Genomic DNA, 22,537 nt, shown 5'->3' with positions numbered 1-22,537 from the left:
TCGGCTCCTGTCATACCGGGCGTTCCACCTGGCGGGTAAACGCCAGGACTTCGGGATGATCGACGGGTATCAGTTGCGGATGGCTCCAATTGCTCACCTCACCGACACCCAGGACCAACAAACCACCCGGTGCAAGCCGCTGGACCAGCTGGTTGAGCAGATCTCGACGCAGCCAGCGGCGGAAATAAATCAGCAAGTTCTGACAAAAAATGACATTGAGTCCCTGCAAGGGGGCCTGGCCCAGTTCCAGCACATTGAGCCGGGCGAAGCACAGCCGCTCCGCCAAGCGGGAGCAGATCTCGAAGCTGCCGTCCTCGCGGGCGTGAAAATAGCGCTCGCGCAGGGCGGCCGGCACCCCGGCCAGCCGCTGCAAACTATAGGTGCCCTGCCGCGCCTGGCGCAGGGCCTCGCTGCTGATATCCGTACCGGTCAGCGCGAACGTCAGGGGCTGCTCCTGCCGGGACAAGACCTCGGCGGTGCTGATGGCCATCGAAAACGCTTCCTCTCCACTGGCGCAACCCAGACTCCACAGGGTCAGGCTCCTGCCCTCCCCGGTCCGGGCGAACTCATTCACATAGGCTTCCAGCAGGGCGAAGGACGGTGGATGACGAAAGAAGCGGGTCGCCTGGATGGTCAGCCGATCCAGCAGTCGGACCCATTCGATCCGGCCACTGACCCCTGCGCAGACGGTACGGTAGTAGCCGTCGTAGTCGGCGATCTCCAGCTCGCGCATGCGTGCAGCCAGCTGGATCTGCAGAAAACCGCGCTGGCGTTCGTCCAGCACCATTCCGGCGCGCGTTTCGAGCAACTGGCGCCAGCGTTCGAAGTCCGCATCCGGCAGCTCGGGAGCACGGCGCAACGCCCAACTCGACTCCCTCACGCCATCTCCCCCTCGCCACACCGCGATATGGCTGTTGTACTCAGCTCAACGGCTGTTCGTTCGGCAGATTGAAGCCCGATACCGAACGCCGCATCTCGCTGGCCAGCTTGGCCAGCTCGCCGATGCTGCGCGCGGTGGCGGTAGTACCGGTCGAGGTCTGCGAGGTGATCTCCTGAATCACGTTCATGGTGCTGGAGATATGGCTGGCGGACGACGACTGCTGGCGAGCGGCGTTGGAGATGTTCTGGATCAGGCCGGCCAGGCTCTGGGAGACCTTCTCGATCTCTTCCAGGGCCACACCGGCGTCCTGGGCCAGGGCGGCGCCGCGGACCACTTCCGAGGTGGTCTGCTCCATGGAGATGACCGCCTCGTTGGTATCGGTCTGGATCGCCTTGACCAGCGCCTCGATCTGCTTGGTGGCGCCGGACGAGCGTTCGGCGAGGCGCTGGACCTCGTCGGCGACCACGGCGAAACCACGGCCGGCGTCACCGGCCATGGAAGCCTGGATGGCCGCGTTCAGTGCCAGGATGTTGGTCTGGTCGGCGATGTCGTTGATCAGGCCGACGATGTCGCCGATCTCCTGGGAGGACTCACCCAGGCGCTTGATCCGCTTGGCGGTGTCCTGGATCTGCTCGCGGATGTTGTCCATGCCGATGATGGTGTTGTGCACCACCTGGTTGCCCTTGTTGGCGATGGCCACGGAGCGCTCCGCCACCGCGGTGGATTCCGAGGCGTTGGTGGATACCTGGTCGATGGACACGGCCATTTCGTTGATGGCCGCGGAAGCCCCGGCGATTTCCTGGGCCTGGTGTTCCGAGGCCTCGGCCAGCACGGTGGCGGTGTCCTGGGATTCCTGGGCGGCGGCGGCCACCTGCACGGCAGTCTGGTTGATGGTTTCCACCAGCTCGCGCAGTTGGTCGATGGAGTAGTTGATGGAGTCGGCGATGGCGCCGGTGAAATCCTCGGTCACCGTGGCCTGCACGGTCAGGTCACCATCGGCCAGGTCGGCGATCTCGTCCAGCAGACGCAGAATGGCGGTCTGGTTGCGTTGGTTCTTCTCGTCGGTCTCAGCCAGCCGGCGGCGGGTGTCGCGGACCAGGATGTAGCCGATGCAGAGGATGGCGCCGAGGGCGATGAACACCAGCAGATAGCTGCCCACGGTGTTGATCTTGCGACTTTGGGCCAGCGCGGCGTAACCGGCGCCGAGCTCCGAAGCGGAACCGAGCAGCGCCTGAGAACCACTGTAGATCTGGCCCACGGCGGAGCGGACCTGCAACAGTTCGGGCGAGGTGGCGAGGATCTCGTCGACGTTGCCGGCGACGAATTCGAACAGCTTGTTGGCTTCGTTCAACCGGCCGACCGCTTCGGGATCGGTGATCTTGGCGATGCCCATGGAAGCGTTGCCCTCGCGCATGGCCTTGAGCACCCGTCCATAGAGGCTGGCGTCGCGACCAAAGCTGTCGGCGGCCTGTACCGCGGCTTCGTCACCCGTAAGGATCTTGTTGATGGCACTGAGGATCCGCTCGGCGAGCAGCGCCTGACGCTGGGCCACCACCACCTGACTGGCCGGCGCGCCGCGCTCGATCAGGATATCAACGATCTCCTCGTTCTCGACCTGCAGCTGGGGAATGGTATCGGCCAGGGCGCCGGACAGCTGGTGCAGAGACAGCACGGTCTGTTCGCTGCCGAGCATGCTATCGACCTGCTTGCGCTGGATGTCCCACTGCGCCTGCAAGGTGTCCAGCCGCGGGCCGAGGATCGCGGGCGAGGGCGGCAAACCGGTCTGCGGATCACCACTGCGCAGGATGTTCAGGCGGCGCTCGAACTCGGCACGCGCTTGGCGCAGGTCCTTGAAGGCCCCGGCCTTGCCGGTGGCGGCCTCACTGGCGCTCTTGGCCAGCTGCTGCGAGAGGATGCGCAGCTCGGTGGCCTGGCCCTGGTACTGGTTGTCGTAGTTGGTCTGGGTGCCCAGGTACGCGAAGTTGGCGAACAGCAGCACGATCGCGACGATCAGCACCACGAACATGCCCGCGACCCACGCGTTGAGCTTCCCGGTATTGAGTTTGTTCATCAGCGGCCCCCGCCTGGACCTTGGTTCCTTTAGTTCTATCCTTGTCGGTCGACGCATCGCTTCGCTTGAAGTCGGTGTTCGTCGCCCTACCCCCAACCGTCGGCGACAGCTCCTGCCATCCCGACCCAGACCCGGTACGTCGCGCCGCTGCGCCTAGTGGCTCAGGCCGCGACGTCCTTGAATTCGGGATGCTCGACCAAGGCGCGCGGGCTACAGACCAGCCACGGCACGTCGCGTTGGAAGACGCCTTCCAGAAAGAAGTGCAGACCCGCTGGCACGCTGTCGGCGTGCTCGCGATAGGCCTCGATGTCGAAATGCTGCATGCCCAGGACTTCGTCAACCGCCAATCCGACGAAGAGGTCACCATGGTCGACGATCAGGATGCGCCGCTGTTTGCGCAGCGCCTGGACCTTCACGCCGAGAAATTGCCCCAGGTCGGCAATCGGCAACAGCCGACCGCGCACATTGGCCACGCCCTTGAGCCATGGCTTGACGCCGGGTAGCGCGGTGAAGCGTGGCTCGGGCAGGATCTCGCTGACCTCGCCCATGGGAATCACGAAGCGCAGTTCCCCAAGGCGAAAGCCGATGCCGCTCCAGCTCCGCTGGTTTTCCTGCTGCGCCGGTAGGCCCGCAGCTCGTTCGCGGCAGCGCAGATCGATCAGCCGCAAGAGTTCGTAGGGCGTGGTGGCGTCGCTCATAGGATTCCCTGCCGATTGGGGCGCTGCCGCGAGAAACGGACGTTAGGCCTCAGCCTTGCAGGACACCCGCCAGGGTGCGCAGCAGGGTGTCTTCGTCGATGGGCTTGGTGAGGTAGTCCTTGGCGCCTTGACGCTTGCCCCAGACCTTGTCGGTTTCCTGGTCCTTGGTGGTGACGATGACCACCGGAATATGGCTGGTCTCGGCATCCTTGGTCAGCTGTCGGGTGGCCTGGAAGCCGTTGAGACCGGGCATGACGATATCCATCAGGACCGCATCCGGCTTCTCCTGGCGCGCCAGGGCGACGCCATCGGCGCCGTTCTCGGCCTTGAGCACCTGATGCCCATGCTTTTCCAGCATGGCGGTGAGCTTGTACATCTCGGTGGGAGAGTCGTCGACGATCAGAATTCGAGCCATGAAAATTTCCTACTAGATTGAATCGCCCGCCTCAGGACACTCAGGACGCTTGTTCGAGCGGAGTGAAGCTGGGGACGTGGGTCTTGATCGCACCGATCAGCTCTTCTTTGCTGAAAGGTTTGGTGAGGTACTGGTCAGAGCCGACGATGCGGCCCTTGGCCTTGTCGAAGAGCCCGTCACGGGAGGACAGCATGATGACGGGGGTCGCGCGGAACGCGCTGTTGTTCTTGATCAGTGCGCAGGTCTGATAGCCATCCAGCCGCGGCATCATGATGTCCACGAAAATAATGTGGGGATGACTATCGGCGATCTTGGCAAGCGCATCGAATCCATCGATGGCGGTGATGACCTCGCAGCCAACCTTCTTGAGCAGGGTCTCGGCGGTGCGACGAATCGTCTTCGAATCGTCGATCACCATGACCTTGAGCCCTTCCGAATACTGTTCCATGTTCAAGCTACCAGCTCATCGTCGATGAAACGTGAATGATGTCGATCCGGGCACTTTGGCGGCGCCTCTTTGTAGCACACAATACCGTGACGTACCACGCAGATCCCCTGGCGGCGGACCACCGGCCCGCCCGCCACGACGATCGCGCAAGCATTGGCACTGGAGGGGATCGAAGGGCTATTCTGACGCCTTGCCCACGTAAAACCGAGGTCTAGCGTCAATGAGTATCCGCCTGGGGATCGTCATGGATCCCATCGAACGCATCTCCTATAAAAAGGATAGCTCCATGGCCATGCTGTGGGCGGCCAAGGCCCGCGGCTGGACACTGCACTACTTCGAGATGCAGGACCTGTACCAGGTCGATAGCGAAGCCCGCGGCCGCGGTCGACAGCTGGACGTGTTCCAGGATCCGGAACGCTGGTTCGCCTTCGGCGAAGGCGTCGATCTGCCCCTGCGCGACCTGGACGTCATCCTGATGCGCAAGGATCCGCCCTTCGACAACGAATTCGTCTATGCCACCTACCTGCTGGAACAGGCCGAGCGTGGCGGCACCCTGGTGGTCAATCGTCCCGCCAGCCTGCGCGACTGCAACGAGAAGTTCTTCGCCACCCTGTTTCCCGAACTGGCCCCGCCGACCCTGGTCAGCCGCCGCGCCGACATCATCCGCGAATTCGCGCGTACCCATGGTGACGTCATTCTCAAGCCGCTCGACGGCATGGGTGGCAGCTCGGTGTTCCGCCACCGGGAGGGCGATCCCAATCTCTCGGTGATCCTGGAGACCCTCACCGCCCACGGTACCCAGCAGATCATCGCCCAGCGCTACCTGCCGGGCATCAAGGACGGTGACAAGCGCATCCTGATGATCGACGGCGAACCGGTGGACTACTGCCTGGCGCGCATTCCGGCGCAGGGCGAAACCCGCGGCAACCTGGCTGCCGGCGGCCGCGGCGTCGCCCAGCCACTGTCGGCGCGGGATCGCGAGATCGCCACTACGGTAGGGCCGGAGCTGCGCAAGCGCGGCCTGCTCTTCGTCGGCCTGGACGTGATCGGCGAGCACCTCACCGAGATCAATGTCACCAGCCCGACCTGCATCCGCGAGATCGATGCGGCCTACGATACTCGTATCGCCGAGCGCCTCATGGATGTCATCGCGCAGAAACGCGCGAGCTGAGGCGAACGTCCATGCCGCCCGCGGCGGCATGGACAACCGCGGACACAATCCGCAGACTGGCGCCAGCCCTGCCGCGCGTCCTCTGCCCTTGCCGACCCAGTCAATGCCCAGCACCGCCCCGTCCCCCGCTCCCCAGGTCCGTCCCGCCGACCGCCTGGGCTTCACGCTGCTCATCGCGACCCTGCTGCATGTCGTGCTGATCCTCGGCGTCGGCTTCTCGCTGCCCGAACCTACCCAGATCAGCCGCACCCTGGAGGTGACGCTGGCCAGCTTCAAGAGCGACGAGGCGCCCAAGCAAGCCGATTTTCTCGCCCAGGAAAACCAGCAGGGCAGTGGCACCCTGGACAAGGCAGCCGCGCCCAGTACCCCGGTGCAGGCGCCCTTCCATGACAGCGAGATCCGCCAGGCCGCACCGCCTGCCCGCCCGCCCGCGGCGGATCGGGCCCAGGCACCCAAGGCCGCGGTGACCACCCGCGCCTCTCGGCCGACCAAGGCCGAGCCCAGTCGCGAGACGCCCGAGCGGGAACAGCGTGACGCCCCCAGTCCCGAGGCCGACAGCCAGGCCGCCGAACTCGCCAGCCTGGAAGCCCAGCTCGCCGAGGAGCGCCAGCAATACGCCAAGCGCCCGAAAATCTGGCGGATCAACGCCGCCTCGACGCAAAAAGACAAGGGCGCCCGCTACAAGGAAGAATGGCGGCGCAAGATCGAGCGTATCGGCAACCTCAACTACCCCGAGCAGGCCAAGCGCGACCGGCTCTATGGCAGCCTGCGGCTGCTGGTGGCCATCAACAAGGACGGCTCGCTCTACGAGGTCCAGGTGCTGGAGTCCTCGGGGCGTCCGGTGCTGGACCAGGCCGCCTTGCGCATCGTCCGGCTGGCGGCGCCCTTTGCCCCCTTCAGTGGCGATCTGACCGACATCGACCGGCTGGAGATCATCCGTACCTGGCGCTTCGAGCGCGGCGACCGCCTGTCCAGCCAATAGCCCGACGCGCCGTTGTACTTGAAGCCGGACCGCGCAACCGGGAAACTTGCCGGTCATGAAGCCGACCTCCAGCACCACCCTACAGCACCAACTCCTGATCGCCATGCCGCAGATGGACGATCCCAATTTCGCCGAAACGGTCATTTACCTCGTCGACCACGGCCCCGATGGCGCCATGGGCCTGGTGATCAACCGCCCCAACGGCCTGCATCTGGACGACCTGCTCGAACAACTGCGCCCTGACGTACCGGCCACCTCGGACGACGCCAGCATCGCCCTCTATTCCGGCGGTCCGGTGCAGAACGACCGCGGATTCGTGCTGCACGATGCCGGCCCCACCTTCCAGAACACCCTGGAGCTCGAGGAACTGAGCCTGACCACGTCGCCAGACGTGCTGTTCGCCATTTCCGACGGCACCGGCCCGGCCCGCCACCTGATCACCCTGGGCTACAGCGGCTGGGGTCCCGGCCAGCTCGAAGAAGAGCTGGCGGCCAATCTCTGGCTCACCACCCCGGCCACCAGCGCCCTGCTGTTCGAGACGCCCAGCGACCAGCGTCTGGGCGCAGCGGCCGCCCTGCTGGGCGTCGACCTGCGCCTGCTCTCGCGCCAGGCGGGTCATGCATGAGCGCGCCCAGCGGTCTCTATCTGGGCTTCGACTACGGCACCCGGCAGATCGGCGTCGCCGTCGGCCAGGCCGTCACCGGCCAGGCCCGCGAACTGCTCACCCTGAAGGCACAGAACGGCGTGCCCGACTGGCAGCAGATCCAGCGCCTGCTGGACGAATGGCGCCCCACTGCGCTGGTGGTCGGTCTGCCACTGAACATGGACGGTACGCCCAGCGAGATGAGCGAGCGCGCCGAACGTTTCGCCCGCCGCCTGCAGGGGCGCTACGGCCTGCCCGTGCATACCCATGACGAGCGCCTCACCACCTATGCCGCCAAGGGCGAGCGCCTGCAGGGCGGTCAGCGCGACGGCTATCGCGAACGCCCGGTGGACGCCCTTGCCGCCGCCCTCCTCCTGGAAGGCTGGCTGACCCAACAACTGGAACGGGCCGCGCGCCCGCAATCGGAGTAGCCATGCACCTGCCCTCTCCCGCCGAGCTTCTGCCACGGCTGGCCGCCGACCTGCGCCTGTCGCTGGATCGTCGTGGCATCACCGATCCCGGCTTCGTCGGCATCCACACCGGCGGCCTATGGGTCGCCGAGGCTCTGCTGGCCGAACTCGGCCTGGACACCCCGCTGGGCAGCCTGGACGTGTCCTTCTACCGGGACGACTTCACCCAGAAGGGCCTGCATCCCCAGGTGCGCCCTTCGGCCCTGCCCTTCGGGGTCGACGGTCGGCACCTGGTGCTGGTGGACGATGTCCTGATGAGCGGTCGCACCGTGCGCGCGGCGCTCAACGAACTCTTCGACTATGGCCGCCCGGCCAGTGTGACCCTGGTCTGCCTGCTGGACGTCAATGCCCGCGAATTGCCGATCCAGCCCGACGTGGTGGGCGCCACCCTGACGCTCGCCGCCACCCAGCGCGTCAAGCTGACCGGCCCCACGCCGCTCGCCCTCGAATACCGCGACGTCCCCGCCGCCTGACCTGGATTCGCTGCCATGACCGACGCTACGCGTTCGCTGCAACTCAACGCCCAGGGCCAATTGCGCCATTTCCTTTCGCTCGATGACCTGCCCGCCGAACTCCTCACCGAATTGCTCGATACGGCCGACTCCTTTCTGGAAGTCGGCGCCCGGGCGGTGAAGAAGGTGCCGCTGCTGCGCGGCAAGACGGTGTGCAACGTCTTCTTCGAGAACTCGACCCGCACCCGTACCACCTTCGAGCTGGCGGCCAAGCGGCTGTCGGCGGACGTCATCACCCTCAATGTTTCCACCTCCTCAACCAGCAAGGGTGAGACGCTGTTCGACACCCTGCGCAACCTGGAGGCCATGGCCGCCGACATGTTCGTGGTGCGCCATGCCGATTCCGGCGCGGCCCACTTCATCGCCGAACACGTCTGCCCCGATGTCGCCATCATCAACGGCGGCGACGGCCGCCATGCCCACCCCACCCAGGGCATGCTCGACATGCTGACCATCCGCCGGCACAAGGGCGACTTCGCCAACCTGTCGGTAGCCATCGTCGGCGACATCCTGCACTCGCGGGTGGCCCGCTCCGACATGCTGGCGCTGCGTACCCTGGGCTGCCGCGACATCCGCGTGGTCGCGCCGCGCACCCTGCTGCCGGTCGGCCTGGAAGACCTCTATGGCGTACGCACCTGCACCGATCTGGCCGAGGGCCTGGAAGGGGTGGACGTGGTGATCATGCTGCGCCTGCAGCGCGAACGCATGCAGGGCGGCCTCTTGCCCAGCGAGGGCGAGTACTACCGGCTGTTCGGCCTGACCCGCCAGCGCCTGGCCCGTGCCAAACCCGACGCCATCGTCATGCACCCGGGGCCGATCAATCGCGGCGTGGAGATCGAATCGGCGGTCGCCGATGGCGAGCAGTCGGTCATCCTGAATCAGGTCACCTACGGCATCGCGGTCCGCATGGCGGTGCTGTCGATGACCATGAGCGGGCAGACGGCCCAGCGTCAGCTACAGGAGAATGCGCAGTGAGCCTGAGCATCCGCAACGCCCGGGTGATCGACCCGGCCTCTGGCCTCGACCAGATCAGCGACGTCCATGTCGACGAGGGCCGCATCCTGGCCATCGGCGAGGCGCCCCAGGGCTTCCAGGCCGCCGAGCAGCTGGACGCCAGCGACCTCATCCTGGCACCCGGCCTGGTCGACCTGGACGTCGCCCTGTGCGAGCCGGGCCTGACCCGCAAGGGCAACGTCGACAGCGAGACCCGCGCCGCCGCGACCGGTGGCGTCACCAGCCTGTGCTGTCCGCCGACCACCCGCCCGGTGCTGGACACCACCGCGGTGGCCGAACTCATCCTCGACCGAGCGCGTACCGCCGATCATGCCCGGGTTCACCCCATCGGTGCCCTGACCAAGGGCCTGGGTGGCGAACAGCTCTCCGAACTGATGGCGCTGCGCGATGCCGGCTGCGTCGCCTTCACCAACGGCCTGCAGCGCTTCGAAAACCTGCGGGTACAGCGGCGGGCCCTGGAATACGCCGCCACCTTCGATCTCACCGTGGTCTTTACTGCCCTGGACGCCGATCTGGCCGAGGGCGGCCTGGCCCACGAAGGCCCCACCGCCAGCTTCCTGGGTCTCACCGGCATCCCGGAGACGGCGGAAACCATCGCCCTGTCCCGCGACCTGCTGCTGGTGGAACAGAGCGGCGTGCGCGCCCACTTCGGCCAACTGACCAGCGCGCGCGCGGTGGAGATGATCGCCGCAGCCCAGGCGCGTGGCCTGCCGGTGACCGCCGACGTGGCGCTCTATCAACTGCTGCTCACCGATGAAGCCCTGCAGGGCTTTTCCAGCCTCTATCACGTCAAACCGCCGCTGCGGACCGCCCGTGACCGCGACGCCTTGCGTGCCGGGGTGCGTGACGGCGTGATTGGCGCCATTTCCAGCCATCATCAGCCACATGAGGCGGATGCCAAGCTGGCGCCCTTCGCCGCCACCGAACCAGGCATCAGCAGCGTCGAATTGCTCCTGCCATTGGCCTTGACCCTGGTGGCGGACGGCCTGCTGGATCTGCCGACCCTCCTGGCCCGTCTGACCAGCGGCCCGGCCCAGGCCCTGCGCCTCGAGGCGGGTCGTCTGGCCAAGGGGCTGCCGGCGGACCTGGTGCTGTTCGCCCAGCAGCCGACCGCCCAGGCCGCTACGCCCTGGCTCTCCCGTGGCCGCAATTGCCCCTTCCATGGCCTCATCCTGCCCGGCCGCATCGAGCGCACCCTGGTAGGGGGGCGCGCGACCTACCAGCGCGGCGCTTGAATAGAAAAGGGGCTCCGCGGAGCCCCTTTTCTTTGCCTCTCAGCCGGTCTTAGCGCACCAGCCGTCGACGATTCTCTTCGGAAATCTGCGAATTGAGCGTCCAGAAGTCGTAGAGCACGCCGAGCAGGAAGAAACCGGCGGTAAAGAAATAGAGGATGGCAGTGATCCACTTGCCCATATAGAGGCGGTGCACGCCAAAGATGCCCAGGAAGGTCAGCAGGATCCAGCCCAGGCTGTAGTTCAGCGAACCGGACTGGAAGCGCAGGTCCGCCTCGCGATCCATGGCCGGGATCAGGAAGAGATCGATCAGCCAGCCGATGCCCAGCAATCCCAGGGTGCAGAACCAGAGGGTGCCGGTGACCGGTTTGCCATAGTAGAAGCGATGCGCGCCGAGAAACCCGAAAATCCACAGCAGATAGCCCATGACCTTGCTATGGGTGTCCTGATACTGCATGTCTACGACCTCGCGACTGACGGAAAAGACCCACCTTACCTACACCCTTACCTTCACCATGACTTTATGTCGAAAACTGGATGAATGCCCAGGGAGTCTCACTGGTTGGCGCTTTAGGGACCTCACTTTCCGCTAAAAATTACATAATTTCTTGATGAGAGGTGCACAAAATATCCACAGGGTTGGTATAGAATCCCTCGCTTCGATCTTCAGACACCCCTACGACAATGCGTCTATTTCTTCTGACATGGCTCTCCGCCTGTCTTGTGCTGCCCGCGGCAGTACAAGCGAAAGAGAACTCTGCAGCGCGCACTGCCGCTCCGGTCCATAAGGTCGCAGCCCGGCATGTCACCGCCGCTTCAGCTCCTAAGACCGCCGCTCGGCATGTAGCCGCCACTCCGGCTCGCAAGGCCGCGACTCGGCACGTTGCCGCCGTGGACCATACCCAGGCGGCTTCCGCGGCCCGCGCCAAGCGCGCAGCCCGGGCCACCAGTGCTATGCACCGCAAACAGGCCACCGCTCAGGCCGCCACCCGCAACGTCGGCGCCCAGGTCGCGACCCGTGCCATGGACCTGGTCGGTACCCCCTATCGCTACGGCGGGACCAATCCGCAGAACGGCCTGGATTGCAGCGGCCTGGTGAACTACGTCTACCGTGACGTGCACAACGTCAAGCTGCCGCGCACCTCCCGTGAGCTGTCCCAGCTCAAGGGCCCCAAGGTCGCCCGTGGCGACCTCAAGGCTGGTGACCTGGTGTTCTTCAAGACCGGTCAGCGCAGCGGCATCGACCACGTCGCCATCTACCTGGGCAACGATCGCTTCGTCCATGCCCCGCGCAGCGGCGAAAGCGTGCGGGTCGATCACCTGAGCAAGCCCTACTGGACCAAAAGGTTCGCGTCGGCCAAGCGTGTGTTGCAGCAGCCCACCCTGGCGGCGGAAACCAGTCCCGTCGCGGACAAGCCGCGTACCAAGCGTACCCGCAAGTCCTGATCCCTCCCCTCGCTCCGCCGGGCTGCTACCGCTCGGCGGAGTGTCGCTCCACTCGGCGCCGCCCGGCGCAAAGCCATTGAACGACGCTCCGCTTCCTGGATACTGTATGCAATCACAGTACAGGAGATCTCGATGGAGCTCGCTGACAAGCTGATCATTCTCGCCGATGCCGCCAAGTACGACGTATCCTGCGCCAGCAGCGGTGCGCCCAAGCGCAGCTCGAAGGGCAAGGACGGCCTGGGCTCGACCGACGGCATGGGCATCTGTCACAGCTTCACCCCCGACGGGCGCTGCGTGGCGCTGCTCAAGGTGCTGCTGACCAACTTCTGCCAGTACGACTGCCAGTACTGCGTCAATCGCCGCAGCAGCAACGTCCCGCGGGCGCGCTTCACGCCCGAGGAAGTGGTGCAGCTGACCCTCGATTTCTATCGGCGCAACGTCATCAGCGGGCTGTTCCTCAGCTCCGGCATCATCCGCTCCTCCAACTACACCATGGAGCAGATGACCCGGGTGGCCCAGCTGCTGCGCGAACAGCACCAGTTCCGCGGCTACATCCATCTCAAGACCATTCCCGACGCCGATCCCGAGATCATTGCCCAGGCCGGTCTCTATGCCGATCGTTTGTCGGTGAACATCGAGCTGCCCACCGAGAGCAGCCTGATCAAGCTGGCGCCGGAAAAGAACGGCAGCAGCATCCGCAAGACCATGGGCAACATCCGCCTGGGCCTGGAGGAAGCCGAGGCCGAAGCCAAGGCGCCGCGCTTCGCACCGGCCGGCCAGAGCACCCAGATGATCGTGGGCGCCGACGCCACCGACGACCGCACCATTCTCGATACCGCCCAGACACTCTATGGCGCCTATCGCTTGAAGCGCGTTTACTACTCGGCCTTCAGTCCGATTCCGGAAAGCCCGGGCACGGTGCCACTGCAACCGCCGCCCCTGCTGCGTGAGCACCGCCTGTACCAGGCCGACTTCCTCATGCGCGGCTACGGCTTCCAGGCGGAAGAGCTGCCCACCGAAGACGGCCAGCTACCGCTGGACGTTGATCCCAAACTCGCCTGGGCGCTGCACAATCGCGCCATCTTCCCGCTGGATCTCAATCGCGCCGACCAGGCACTGATCGCCCGGGTACCCGGTATCGGTGTGCTCTCGGCCAAGCGCCTGGTGGAACTCAGACGCGAACGGCGCATCCGCTACGCCGATCTGATCCGCCTGAAATGCAGCGTGGAGAAGGCTCGCCCCTTCATCATCACCCAGGACTACCGGCCGCAACCACGGCTGGCCGAATCACTCGACCTGCGTCGGCAGCTGGCCGAACCGCCCGCCCAGCTCGCCCTGCTCTAGATGCACAGGGTCGATTTCGACGGCACCTTCGCCGGCTGGCGCCAGGAGGCACGCCGGCTGCTTCAGGCCGGTATCGCACCAGCTCTGGTGAGCTGGCAGGAGAGCCGTGGACTGGGCGACCTGTTCGACGAACCGGTCGAGGCGGTGCCGACGCCACCCAGTAGCGCCGTGCGCATCCCGCCGCAACTGGCCGAGGCCCTGACCTACGCCGCCTGCTTTCGCAGTGACGATCGCTGGGCACTGCTCTATCAGGTGCTCTGGCGGGTCGCCCAGGGCGAGCGCGCGGCCATGCTGGCCGGCGATGAAGACGGCAGCGAACTACAGCGTCGGGTCAAGGCGATCCGCCGCGAGATCCACCACGTGCATGCCTTCCTCAGATTCCGCCCGCGTGCGGAAAGCGCCGGTCCGCCGGCCTGGGTGGCCTGGCACCAGCCCGCCCACGACGTCCTGGCCCTGGCGGCGCCGCATTTCTGCGACCGCATGGGCAATAGCAGCTGGCTGATCGCGACCCCGGAGGCCGCCGCGCTCTGGGATGGCCAGGCGCTGCAACTGGTGGAGCCCTGCCCCGCCGAGCTGCAGCAACTGGCCCGCCAGACGCCGGAGGACGATGACCGCAACGCTGGTGACGAACTCTGGCGCGCCTATTACCGCAGCACCTTCAATCCAGCACGGGCCAATCCGCGCACCCTGAGGGGAAACATGCCGGCGCGCTTCTGGAAGGATCTGCCGGAAGGGCCGCTTATCCCGGCACTGCTTAGCGAGGCCCGAGCCGGCGCCCAGCGCCTGGCCCAGGCCGAGGCCGTGGGTCGTCAGGGCGGTCGCGAGGTATTGATCGCCGCGGAACGCGCCCAGCCGGATCGACCGCTGCCCACCACCCTCGACGAATGCCGCCGCTGCGAACTCTGGGAGAAGGCCACCCAGCCGGTGGCCGGCGAAGGCCCACGCACGGCGCGCATCCTGCTGCTGGGAGAACAGCCCGGCGACCAGGAAGACCTGGCGGGTCGCCCCTTCGTCGGGCCGGCCGGGCAGGTGCTGATGGCGGCACTGGCCGAGGCAGGTCTCGACCGCAGCGAGGTATTCCTCACCAATGCGGTCAAGCACTTCAAGTGGATTCCCCAGGGCCGGAGACGCAAGCACGTCACCCCAGGACCGGAGATCGCCCCCTGCCGCTACTGGCTGGAGCAGGAGCTGCGCGACATCCAGCCGACGGTAGTGGTGGCTCTGGGGTCGACGGCCCTGGAAGCCCTGCTCAAGCGCAAGCCACGGGGCCTCGCGCAATTCATGGGTCGGCCCCTGCGGCTGGACGAGCGCTGGATCATCGCCACCTATCATCCGTCCTACATCCTGCGCACCCCGGACGCAGGGCAGCAGGAGCAGGCACGCCAGGCGCTGGTCGCTGCCCTGCGCGAGGCCAGGACCCTGGCAGCCGACGGCGAGAGCTAGCGGAAGCGCCTGGGTGGGTCGTCGCCCATGTCCACCGAGAGATTGCGGGTGGTCTGATTGAGGTGATCGGCATCCGTCTCCGACCCCAGCTTGATCATCAGCCGCAGGTCGTTGGCGGAATCGGCGTGGGCCAGGGCCGCTTCGTAGCTGATCTCGCCGTCGCGATAGAGGCTGTAGAGCGACTGGTCGAAGGTCTGCATGCCCAGTTCGCCGGACTTCTTCATCAGCGCCTTGAGTTCGTGCACCTCGCCCTTGCGGATCAGGTCGGTGGCCAGCGGGGTGTTGAGCAGCACCTCAATCACCGCGCGGCGCCCCTGACCATCGATGGTCGGCACCAGCTGCTGGGCGACGATGCCCTTGAGGTTGAGCGACAGGTCCATCCAGGTCTGGCTGTGTCGATCGGCCGGAAAGAAGTGGATGATGCGATCCAGCGCCTGGTTGGCGTTGTTGGCGTGCAGGGTGGCCAGGCACAGGTGGCCGGTCTCGGCGAAGGCCAGAGCATGCTCCATGGTGTCCCGACTGCGGATCTCGCCGATCATGATCACGTCAGGCGCCTGGCGCAGGGTGTTCTTCAGCGCCACCTCGAAGGACTCGGTGTCGATCCCTACCTCGCGCTGGGTGACGATGCAGCCCTGGTGCTGGTGGATGTACTCGATGGGATCCTCGATGGAGATGATGTGCCCCGCCGAGTTCTTGTTGCGATGGCCGATCATGGCCGCCAGCGAGGTGGACTTGCCGGTGCCGGTGGCGCCAACGAAGATCACCAGGCCGCGCTTGGTCATGGCCAGCTTCTTGATGATCTCCGGCAGGCGCAGCTGCTCGACCGTGGGAATGTTGACCTCGATGCGGCGCAGCACCATGCCCACCAGATTGCGCTGGTAGAAGGCACTGACCCGGAAGCGACCGATGCCCCGGGCGCTGATGGCGAAGTTGCACTCGCGCTTCTGCTGGAATTCCTGCCGCTGCTCGTCGGTCATCACCCCCAGCACCAGGGCCCGGCACTGCTCGGGAGACAGCGAATCCTTGGTGACCGGCGTCATGCGCCCATTGATCTTCATCGAAGGGGGCACGCCGGTGGTGATGAAGAGGTCGGACGCCCCCTTGTCCACCATCAGCTGCAGGAACCTGTCGAAATCCATCAGAAGTTCTCCGGCGTCTTGGCCTTCTCGCGGGCCGCGTCGCGGCTGATCAGCCCCTTGGCCAGGAGCGCCTTGAGGCACATGTCCAGGGTCTGCATGCCCAGGCCGCCACCGGTCTGGATCGAGGAATACATCTGCGCCACCTTGTCCTCGCGGATCAGGTTACGGATGGCCGGGGTGCCGATCATGATCTCGTGAGCGGCTACCCGACCGCCGCCGACCTTCTTGAGCAGGGTCTGGGAGACCACCGCCTGCAGGGATTCGGACAACATGGAACGCACCATGGATTTCTCTTCCGCCGGAAAGACGTCCACCACCCGATCGATGGTCTTGGCCGCCGAGGTGGTGTGCAGAGTGCCGAACACCAGGTGCCCGGTCTCGGCCGCGGTCAGTGCCAGGCGGATGGTTTCCAGGTCGCGCAGCTCGCCCACCAGGATGATGTCCGGGTCCTCGCGCAGCGCCGAGCGCAGGGCTTCGGAAAAGCCCAGGGTGTCGCGATGCACCTCGCGCTGGTTGACCAGGCACTTCTTGGACTCGTGGACGAACTCGATGGGATCCTCGATGGTGAGGATGTGGTGGTACTTGGTGTTGTTGAGGTAGTCGAGCATGGCCGCGAGGGTGGTGGACTTGCCCGAACCGGTCGGTCCGGTCACCAGCACCAGCCCGCGCGGCACGTCGGTGATCTTCTTGAACACCTCGCCCATGCCCAGCTCTTCCATGCTCAGCACCTTGGAAGGGATGGTCCGGAACACCGCGCCAGCGCCACGATTCTGATTGAAGGCATTGACCCGGAAGCGCGCCACGCCCGGCACCTCGAAGGAGAAGTCGGTCTCCAGGAATTCCTCGAAGTCCTTGCGCTGCTTGTCGTTCATGATGTCGTAGATCAGCGCGTGCACCTGCTTGTGCTCGAAGGCCGGCAGGTTGATGCGGCGCACGTCGCCGTCGACGCGGATCATCGGCGGCAGGCCGGCGGACAGGTGCAGGTCGGAGGCGCCTTGCCGCGCGGAAAAGGCCAGCAATTCGGTGATATCCATGGGACTCCCAGATGTCGAGCAAGCAGGTAGAATGCCGCGCAGCACTGGCGGTCTGACCTGGTCACCGCCACTCCTTCATCCGGTACGCCAAGGCCTGCCGGGTGCGCCGACGCAAGCAGGGGCTGAATGTCCACGATAGCCGAGAATAGCGCAACCGTACTCGAACGCATCGCCGCCGCCAGCCGGACGGCAGGCCGCGATCCCGCGACCGTCGGCCTGCTGGCGGTGAGCAAGACCAAGCCCGCCGCGGCGCTGCGGGAGGCCGCTGGCGCCGGCCTGCGCGACTTCGGCGAGAACTATCTGCAGGAGGCGCTGGACAAGCAACTGGAGCTGGCCGACCTGCCACTGGTGTGGCATTTCATCGGTCCCATCCAGTCCAACAAGACCCGCGCCATCGCCAGCCACTTCGACTGGGTGCATTCGGTGGATCGCCTGAAGATCGCCCAGCGCCTGGCCGAACAGCGTCCGCCCGAGCGCGGGCCACTGAACATCTGCCTGCAGGTCAACGTCAGCGGCGAAGCCAGCAAGTCCGGCTGCCACCCCGACGAACTCCCAGCGTTGGCCACCGCGGTGAGCCAGTTGCCCAACCTGCGTCTGCGTGGCCTGATGGCCATTCCCGAACCCACCGACGACCCTGCCAGCCAGCGCGCCGCCTTCGCCCGGCTGCGCACCCTGAGCGAGGCGCTGAACCTGGGCCTGGACACCCTGTCCATGGGCATGAGCCAGGATCTGGAAGCCGCCATCGCCGAAGGCGCCACCTGGGTCCGCATCGGTACCGCTCTCTTCGGCGCCCGCGACTATGGCGCCGCCGCCTCTTCAACCTAGGAAGTCTCGATGAACGATACCCGCATCGCCTTCATCGGTGCCGGCAACATGGCCGGTGCCATCATCGGCGGGCTGCTCGCCCAGGGCGTGCCGGCCCGGCAGCTCAGCGCCAGCAATCGCAACCCGGCCAAGCGCGAGGCGCTGGCCCGGGACCACGGCATCCGCGTCGAGGCCAGCAACAGCGCCGTGCTCGACAACGCCGACGTGGTGGTGCTGGGCGTGAAGCCCCAGGTAATGGGCGAGGTCTGCCAGGAACTGGCCCCCCACCTGCGTCCGGAGCAGCTGATCGTCTCGGTCGCGGCCGGCATTACCTGCGCCAGCCTGACGCGCTGGCTGGGCGAGCGGCCACTGGTGCGCTGCATGCCCAACGTGCCCTCGCAGCTGCGCCTGGGTGCCAGCGGCCTGTTCGCCAACGAGCAGGTCAGCCCGGCGCAACGCGACCGTGCCCAGGAAATACTCGCCGCGGTCGGCCTGGCCCTCTGGATCGACGAAGAACAGCAGCTGGACGCGGTCACCGCCGTTTCCGGCAGCGGTCCGGCCTATTTCTTTCTGCTGATGGAAGCCATGACCCAGGCCGGCACCAAGCTCGGCCTGCCGGCCGCGGTGGCCGAACAGCTGACCCTGCACACCGCCCGCGGCGCCGCCGCCATGGCCTGCCAGGGCGAGCGCAGCCCCGAACAATTGCGTCGCTCGGTGATGTCGCCCAAGGGCACCACCGAACGCGCCATCGAAACCTTCCAAGCCGGGGCCTTCGAGGACCTGGTGGAAGAAGCCCTCACCGCCGCGGCCGACCGGGCTGCGGAACTGGCCCAGTTGCCGGATCGATAAGGAGTATCCATGTCCGCTTTCGCCCAAGCTCTCGTCTACGTCATCCAGACCCTTGGCAGCCTCTATCTGCTGATCATCCTGCTGCGCTTCATCCTGCAGCTGGTCCGGGCCGACTTCTACAATCCGCTGTCGCAATTCACCGTGCGCGCCACCCAGCCGCTGCTCAAGCCCGTGCGGCGCATCATTCCCGGCTTCGGTGGCGTCGATCTGGCGGCCCTGGTACTGGCGATCCTGGTCCAGCTGGCGCTGATGATGGTCGTGGTGGTGCTGCTCGGCGCCAGCATCGGCGGCCTGTTCCCCGCCCTGCTGATCTGGGCCCTGCTGGGCGTGGCGTCGCTGTTCCTCAAGGTGTTCTTCTTTGCCCTGATCGTCAGCGTCATCCTCTCCTGGGTCGCGCCCCAGACCCACAACCCCGCCGCCGAGCTGGTCAACCAGATCTGCGAGCCACTGCTGGCGCCCTTCCGCCGTCTTCTGCCGAACCTGGGTGGGTTGGATCTGTCGCCGATCTTCGCCTTCATCGTGATCAACCTGCTGGATCGCTTCGTCATCGGCCAGCTGGCCGCGGCCACCGGCATGCCGCAGATCCTCGCTCCCTTCCTCTGACGTCAGAACAGCAGCACCACTCGCCCCTCCGCCACGACCGCCTGCCGCGTCGTGGCGGAGGCGGCATTGACGTCCTCCGGACGCTGGGGCACCGTCCAGCCTTTGCTGTCCAGGTCAAGGAAGTCCCCTATGGAACGCCTGTTCCGCCACGTCGATGCCTATGCCACGTGGAAAGCCGAACTCGATACCCAATTGGGCCGCTACCGCGACTGGTTGCAGCGTAATCGTCTGGCCTCCCCTGCCCTGGACGCCGCCCTGGCCAGCTGTCAGAGCGAACTGCAGACCGATGGCATCACCCTGGCCTTCGCCGGTGAGTTCTCCCGCGGCAAGACCGAGCTGATCAACGCCCTCTTCTTCGCCGACTACGGCCAGCGCATGCTGCCGTCCCAGGCCGGGCGCACCACCATGTGCCCCACAGAGATCTTTTTCGACGCCGGGGCCGACGGCTCCTATCTGCAGCTGCTGCCCATCGACAGCCGTCTGGACGAGCGCAGCCTGGGCGCCTGGCGCCAGGCGCCCGAGGCCTGGCAGCGTTTCGCCCTGGATGACCGCCACCCGGACGCCATGGCCACCCTGCTGGCCAAGGTCACCGAGACGCGCGAGGTGGAAACCGCCACTGCCGTGCAGCTGGGTTTCGATCCAGAACAACTGGAGCAGATCGATGACGCCGGCCTGGTCAGCGTCCCGGCCTGGCGCCATGCCCTCATCAGCATCGATCATCCCTTGCTGCGCCAGGGCCTGCGCATCCTCGATACGCCCGGCCTCAACGCCCTGGGCGCCGAACCCGAACTGACCCTGTCGCTGCTGCCCCATGCCCAGGCCGTGCTCTTTCTCATCGGTGCCGACACCGGGGTGACCGCATCGGACCTGGCGCTCTGGGAGCAGTGCGTCAAGCCCTCCCTGGGTGATGCGCCCGAGCGGCTGTTCGCGGTGATGAACAAGATCGACAGCCTCTGGGACGACCTCGGCGGCGTCGCCCATGTCGCCCAGTCCCTGGAAAACGTCCGCCAGGCCAGCGCCCGGCAACTGGCCCTGCCGGCCGAGCACATCCTGCCGCTGTCCGCCAAGCAGGCACTGCTGGGCAAGGTCCGTGGCGACCTGGAACTGCTGGCGCGCAGCCAGCTGGACAGCCTCGAACAGCTGCTCGCCGAACGCATCGTCGGCGCCCGCGAGCGTCTTCTGCAGCAGCGCATCGTGCAGCAGGCCAGTGGTCTGCTGGGTGCCAGCCGGACGCTCATCGAGCAGCGGCTGGAAGCCATTCGTGCGCAGTATGCGCAACTGGCCGACGAAGAACTGCCCGGCGCCGGACTGGAATTGCAGACCGCCCGTACGCGCCAGGAGTACGACCTGTACCACCGCCGCCTGCTGGACCTGCGCACCACCCAGAACATGCTGGCCGGCCAGCGCAAGCTGCTGACCGACCTGGTCGCCACCGATCGCCTGGACGCCCATCTGGAAACCGCCCGCCGGGAATTCCGCAGCAGCCTGACCACCGTCGGCATCAACCAGTCCATCGCCCGCTTCTTCCGCGTGGTCGAGCATGACCTGCTGGCCCTGGACAACGAGGCGGACCGGGCCAACAAGGTGCTTGGCGCGGTCTACCAGCGGCACAATGCGGAGAACCCCTTGCATCCGCTGGAAGCGCCGCGGTTGCGCATCCGCCCCCATGTCCGCGAGTTGCGCCAGCTGCAACTCAAGACCGAGGAGGTGCAGCGCCAGGTCAAGACCCTGCTCACCGAGCAGAGCGCCCTGGCCCGTCGCTTCTTCGCCACCGTGGCCCAGGAGGTCCAGGCGCTGCAGGAAGGCGCCCATGCCCAGGTGCTGCGCTGGAACGACGGCGCCCTGACCCCGCTGGTCCAGCACACCCGCGAGCAGAAGCAGCTGCTGGAAACCAGCATGCTGGCGCTCAAGCAGCTGACCCAGCAGAACCTCAACAGCCAGGAGCAGGTGCGGCGGCTGCAGGTGCACGAGGACGTTCTGCATCGCCAGCTCAGCGAGGTCAGCGACATGCTCAAGCAGATCAGCCGGCCGGCGCCCTCCCAGCGCCACGACAACGTGGTCGCGCTGCCGCTGGCGCGGGTCGGCTAGCCCTGCCGGACACCCATGGCGCGGTCCTTGACCGCCGCGCCGTGCCTGCCCTTGCCGCTCCTGGCGACGCTCTTTAGACTGGCGAACCCCGCCCCGGACGAGCCGTCAATGCCCAGCGTCATTCCCGAAGATTCCGTCGGCCTGGTCACCCCCGAGCTGCTGCACTTCAGCGAGCCCCTGGCCCTGGCCTGTGGCCGCACCCTGCCGGCCTACGACCTGATGGTCGAGACCTATGGCGAGCTGAACGCCAGCCGCAGCAATGCCGTACTGATCTGCCACGCGCTCTCCGGTCACCATCACGCGGCCGGCTACCACAGCCTCGACGACCGCAAGCCCGGCTGGTGGGACAGCTGCATCGGCCCCGGCAAGCCCATCGACACCCGCAAGTTCTTCGTGGTCGCCCTCAACAACCTGGGCGGTTGCAACGGCTCCACCGGCCCTAGCAGCCCCAATCCCGAGACCGGCCGGGCCTACGGCGCGGACTTCCCGGTGCTCACCGTGGAAGACTGGGTCAACAGCCAGGCGCGGCTGGCCGATCGCCTGGGCATCGGGCAGTGGGCGGCGGTGATCGGCGGTAGCCTGGGCGGCATGCAGGCGCTGCAGTGGACCATCAGCTATCCCGAGCGCATCCGCCACTGCCTGGCCATCGCCTCGGCGTCCAAGCTGTCGGCGGAAAACATCGCCTTCAACGAGGTGGCGCGCCAGGCCATTCTCTCGGACCCGGACTTCCATGCCGGCCACTTCCAGGAAAAGGGCGTGATCCCCAAGCGCGGCCTGATGCTGGCGCGCATGGTCGGCCACATCACCTACCTGTCCGACGAGGCCATGGGCGCGAAATTCGGTCGCGAACTCAAGACCGACCAGCTCAACTACGACTTCCACAGCGTCGAATTCCAGGTGGAGAGCTACCTGCGCTACCAGGGCGAGGAATTCTCCGGCCGCTTCGACGCCAACACCTACCTGCTGATGACCAAGGCGCTGGACTACTTCGATCCGGCCCACGCCCACGGCGGCGACCTGGCCAAGACCCTGGCCGGGGTGCAGGCGCGCTTCCTGATCGTCTCCTTCACCACCGACTGGCGCTTCTCGCCGGCGCGTTCCAAGGAGATCGTCAACGCCTTGATGGCCGCGCGCAAGGACGTCAGCTACCTGGAGGTCGACGCACCCCAGGGCCATGACGCCTTCCTCATTCCCATCCCGCGCTATCTGCAGGCCTTCTCCCACTACATGACCCGCATCGAGGTATAGCTG

The 22,537-nt window shown here is 66.2% G+C and carries 23 protein-coding genes; 15 read left to right on the top strand and 8 right to left on the bottom strand.

Annotated features, from left to right (window positions below):
- Positions 1–10 precede the first annotated feature (10 nt).
- From APT59_RS03420 to pilG, 5 genes are all read right to left on the bottom strand, one after another.
- On the bottom strand, positions 11–859 hold the full coding sequence (locus APT59_RS03420) for a CheR family methyltransferase (protein ID WP_082696277.1): 849 nt from the start codon (positions 857–859) through the stop codon (positions 11–13).
- A gap of 61 nt (positions 860–920) precedes the next feature.
- Positions 921–2,951: a methyl-accepting chemotaxis protein gene (locus tag APT59_RS03415; protein ID WP_059313556.1), complete on the bottom strand. Its 2,031-nt coding sequence runs from the start codon at positions 2,949–2,951 to the stop codon at positions 921–923.
- Positions 2,952–3,112: 161 nt separating this feature from the next.
- Entirely contained in the window at positions 3,113–3,649 is a 537-nt protein-coding gene (locus APT59_RS03410) for a chemotaxis protein CheW (RefSeq protein WP_059313555.1), read from the bottom strand.
- 49 nt (positions 3,650–3,698) lie between these two features.
- Positions 3,699–4,064 carry a twitching motility response regulator PilH gene (gene pilH / locus APT59_RS03405; RefSeq protein WP_007161680.1) on the bottom strand — a complete coding sequence of 122 codons (366 nt, stop codon included), beginning with the start codon at positions 4,062–4,064 and terminating at the stop codon, positions 3,699–3,701.
- A 40-nt stretch (positions 4,065–4,104) separates the two neighbouring features.
- A complete protein-coding gene (gene pilG / locus APT59_RS03400) occupies positions 4,105–4,512 on the bottom strand; it encodes a twitching motility response regulator PilG (protein ID WP_007161679.1) in 408 nt (135 codons plus the stop codon).
- A 220-nt stretch (positions 4,513–4,732) separates the two neighbouring features.
- Between pilG and gshB the strand changes: the two genes are divergently transcribed.
- The 7 genes from gshB (at position 4,733) to APT59_RS03365 (ending at position 10,539) form a co-directional block, all read left to right on the top strand.
- Positions 4,733–5,683 carry a glutathione synthase gene (gene gshB / locus APT59_RS03395; RefSeq protein ID WP_059313554.1) on the top strand — a complete coding sequence of 317 codons (951 nt, stop codon included), beginning with the start codon at positions 4,733–4,735 and terminating at the stop codon, positions 5,681–5,683.
- A 103-nt stretch (positions 5,684–5,786) separates the two neighbouring features.
- Positions 5,787–6,665: an energy transducer TonB gene (locus APT59_RS03390; RefSeq protein WP_059313553.1), complete on the top strand. Its 879-nt coding sequence runs from the start codon at positions 5,787–5,789 to the stop codon at positions 6,663–6,665.
- A 55-nt stretch (positions 6,666–6,720) separates the two neighbouring features.
- Complete coding sequence (locus APT59_RS03385; RefSeq protein ID WP_059313552.1) at positions 6,721–7,290, top strand: YqgE/AlgH family protein; 570 nt, start codon at positions 6,721–6,723, stop codon at positions 7,288–7,290.
- Complete coding sequence (ruvX, locus tag APT59_RS03380) at positions 7,287–7,739, top strand: Holliday junction resolvase RuvX (RefSeq protein WP_007161675.1); 453 nt, start codon at positions 7,287–7,289, stop codon at positions 7,737–7,739. The genes APT59_RS03385 and ruvX overlap by 4 nt, the downstream gene beginning before the upstream one ends.
- A gap of 2 nt (positions 7,740–7,741) precedes the next feature.
- Positions 7,742–8,251, top strand: a complete 510-nt coding sequence (pyrR, locus tag APT59_RS03375; protein WP_059313551.1) for a bifunctional pyr operon transcriptional regulator/uracil phosphoribosyltransferase PyrR — start codon at positions 7,742–7,744, stop codon at positions 8,249–8,251.
- A 15-nt stretch (positions 8,252–8,266) separates the two neighbouring features.
- The gene (locus tag APT59_RS03370) at positions 8,267–9,265 is read left to right on the top strand and encodes an aspartate carbamoyltransferase catalytic subunit (RefSeq protein ID WP_059313550.1); all 999 of its coding nucleotides are present in this window, start codon (positions 8,267–8,269) and stop codon (positions 9,263–9,265) included.
- On the top strand, positions 9,262–10,539 hold the full coding sequence (locus tag APT59_RS03365) for a dihydroorotase (RefSeq protein WP_059313549.1): 1,278 nt from the start codon (positions 9,262–9,264) through the stop codon (positions 10,537–10,539). Before APT59_RS03370 ends, APT59_RS03365 begins: the two co-directional genes overlap by 4 nt.
- Positions 10,540–10,588: 49 nt before the next feature.
- On the opposite strand, the gene APT59_RS03360 is transcribed toward APT59_RS03365, so the two are convergent.
- A complete protein-coding gene (locus APT59_RS03360; protein ID WP_059313548.1) occupies positions 10,589–10,993 on the bottom strand; it encodes an NINE protein in 405 nt (134 codons plus the stop codon).
- 434 nt (positions 10,994–11,427) lie between these two features.
- Between APT59_RS03360 and APT59_RS03355 the strand changes: the two genes are divergently transcribed.
- From APT59_RS03355 to APT59_RS03345, 3 genes are all read left to right on the top strand, one after another.
- A complete protein-coding gene (locus APT59_RS03355; protein WP_059313547.1) occupies positions 11,428–11,982 on the top strand; it encodes a C40 family peptidase in 555 nt (184 codons plus the stop codon).
- A gap of 132 nt (positions 11,983–12,114) precedes the next feature.
- Positions 12,115–13,326, top strand: coding sequence for a putative DNA modification/repair radical SAM protein (locus APT59_RS03350; protein ID WP_017640984.1), 1,212 nt, complete (start codon positions 12,115–12,117; stop codon positions 13,324–13,326).
- Positions 13,327–14,769 (top strand): UdgX family uracil-DNA binding protein, encoded by a 1,443-nt coding sequence (locus tag APT59_RS03345; protein WP_059313546.1) that lies wholly within the window; start codon positions 13,327–13,329, stop codon positions 14,767–14,769.
- Here APT59_RS03345 and APT59_RS03340 read toward each other — a convergent pair.
- Positions 14,766–15,908 (bottom strand): PilT/PilU family type 4a pilus ATPase, encoded by a 1,143-nt coding sequence (locus APT59_RS03340; RefSeq protein ID WP_059313545.1) that lies wholly within the window; start codon positions 15,906–15,908, stop codon positions 14,766–14,768. The genes APT59_RS03345 and APT59_RS03340 overlap by 4 nt on opposite strands.
- Positions 15,908–16,942 carry a type IV pilus twitching motility protein PilT gene (gene pilT / locus APT59_RS03335; RefSeq protein WP_007161666.1) on the bottom strand — a complete coding sequence of 345 codons (1,035 nt, stop codon included), beginning with the start codon at positions 16,940–16,942 and terminating at the stop codon, positions 15,908–15,910. The genes APT59_RS03340 and pilT overlap by 1 nt, the downstream gene beginning before the upstream one ends.
- 126 nt (positions 16,943–17,068) lie before the next feature.
- Between pilT and APT59_RS03330 the strand changes: the two genes are divergently transcribed.
- The 5 genes from APT59_RS03330 (at position 17,069) to metX (ending at position 22,534) form a co-directional block, all read left to right on the top strand.
- Entirely contained in the window at positions 17,069–17,767 is a 699-nt protein-coding gene (locus tag APT59_RS03330; RefSeq protein WP_059313544.1) for a YggS family pyridoxal phosphate-dependent enzyme, read from the top strand.
- 9 nt (positions 17,768–17,776) lie between these two features.
- Positions 17,777–18,595: a pyrroline-5-carboxylate reductase gene (gene proC / locus APT59_RS03325; protein ID WP_059313543.1), complete on the top strand. Its 819-nt coding sequence runs from the start codon at positions 17,777–17,779 to the stop codon at positions 18,593–18,595.
- Positions 18,596–18,604: 9 nt separating this feature from the next.
- Entirely contained in the window at positions 18,605–19,198 is a 594-nt protein-coding gene (locus APT59_RS03320; RefSeq protein ID WP_059313542.1) for a YggT family protein, read from the top strand.
- Between the two features lie 129 nt (positions 19,199–19,327).
- Positions 19,328–21,286, top strand: coding sequence for a dynamin family protein (locus tag APT59_RS03315; protein WP_059313541.1), 1,959 nt, complete (start codon positions 19,328–19,330; stop codon positions 21,284–21,286).
- Between the two features lie 108 nt (positions 21,287–21,394).
- Positions 21,395–22,534 carry a homoserine O-succinyltransferase MetX gene (metX, locus tag APT59_RS03310; RefSeq protein ID WP_059313540.1) on the top strand — a complete coding sequence of 380 codons (1,140 nt, stop codon included), beginning with the start codon at positions 21,395–21,397 and terminating at the stop codon, positions 22,532–22,534.
- Positions 22,535–22,537: the final 3 nt, after the last annotated feature.

It is taken from the genome of Pseudomonas oryzihabitans (genome assembly GCF_001518815.1).
Classification (GTDB): domain Bacteria; phylum Pseudomonadota; class Gammaproteobacteria; order Pseudomonadales; family Pseudomonadaceae; genus Chryseomonas; species Chryseomonas oryzihabitans_E.
Note: the sequence above shows the minus strand (reverse complement) of the source record. Positions and strands in the feature narration are given on the sequence as shown.

Excerpts from the sequence above, each read along its gene's own strand:
- APT59_RS03415 (WP_059313556.1), bottom strand. The coding sequence starts at position 2,951 with ATGAACAAACTCAATACCGGGAAGCTCAACGCGTGGGTCGCGGGCATG.
- APT59_RS03410 (WP_059313555.1), bottom strand. The coding sequence starts at position 3,649 with ATGAGCGACGCCACCACGCCCTACGAACTCTTGCGGCTGATCGATCTG.
- pilH (WP_007161680.1), bottom strand. The coding sequence starts at position 4,064 with ATGGCTCGAATTCTGATCGTCGACGACTCTCCCACCGAGATGTACAAG.
- pilG (WP_007161679.1), bottom strand. The coding sequence starts at position 4,512 with ATGGAACAGTATTCGGAAGGGCTCAAGGTCATGGTGATCGACGATTCG.
- gshB (WP_059313554.1), top strand. The coding sequence starts at position 4,733 with ATGAGTATCCGCCTGGGGATCGTCATGGATCCCATCGAACGCATCTCC.
- APT59_RS03390 (WP_059313553.1), top strand. The coding sequence starts at position 5,787 with ATGCCCAGCACCGCCCCGTCCCCCGCTCCCCAGGTCCGTCCCGCCGAC.
- APT59_RS03385 (WP_059313552.1), top strand. The coding sequence starts at position 6,721 with ATGAAGCCGACCTCCAGCACCACCCTACAGCACCAACTCCTGATCGCC.
- ruvX (WP_007161675.1), top strand. The coding sequence starts at position 7,287 with ATGAGCGCGCCCAGCGGTCTCTATCTGGGCTTCGACTACGGCACCCGG.
- pyrR (WP_059313551.1), top strand. The coding sequence starts at position 7,742 with ATGCACCTGCCCTCTCCCGCCGAGCTTCTGCCACGGCTGGCCGCCGAC.
- APT59_RS03370 (WP_059313550.1), top strand. The coding sequence starts at position 8,267 with ATGACCGACGCTACGCGTTCGCTGCAACTCAACGCCCAGGGCCAATTG.
- APT59_RS03360 (WP_059313548.1), bottom strand. The coding sequence starts at position 10,993 with ATGCAGTATCAGGACACCCATAGCAAGGTCATGGGCTATCTGCTGTGG.
- APT59_RS03350 (WP_017640984.1), top strand. The coding sequence starts at position 12,115 with ATGGAGCTCGCTGACAAGCTGATCATTCTCGCCGATGCCGCCAAGTAC.
- APT59_RS03345 (WP_059313546.1), top strand. The coding sequence starts at position 13,327 with ATGCACAGGGTCGATTTCGACGGCACCTTCGCCGGCTGGCGCCAGGAG.
- APT59_RS03340 (WP_059313545.1), bottom strand. The coding sequence starts at position 15,908 with ATGGATTTCGACAGGTTCCTGCAGCTGATGGTGGACAAGGGGGCGTCC.
- pilT (WP_007161666.1), bottom strand. The coding sequence starts at position 16,942 with ATGGATATCACCGAATTGCTGGCCTTTTCCGCGCGGCAAGGCGCCTCC.
- APT59_RS03330 (WP_059313544.1), top strand. The coding sequence starts at position 17,069 with ATGTCCACGATAGCCGAGAATAGCGCAACCGTACTCGAACGCATCGCC.
- proC (WP_059313543.1), top strand. The coding sequence starts at position 17,777 with ATGAACGATACCCGCATCGCCTTCATCGGTGCCGGCAACATGGCCGGT.
- APT59_RS03320 (WP_059313542.1), top strand. The coding sequence starts at position 18,605 with ATGTCCGCTTTCGCCCAAGCTCTCGTCTACGTCATCCAGACCCTTGGC.
- APT59_RS03315 (WP_059313541.1), top strand. The coding sequence starts at position 19,328 with ATGGAACGCCTGTTCCGCCACGTCGATGCCTATGCCACGTGGAAAGCC.
- metX (WP_059313540.1), top strand. The coding sequence starts at position 21,395 with ATGCCCAGCGTCATTCCCGAAGATTCCGTCGGCCTGGTCACCCCCGAG.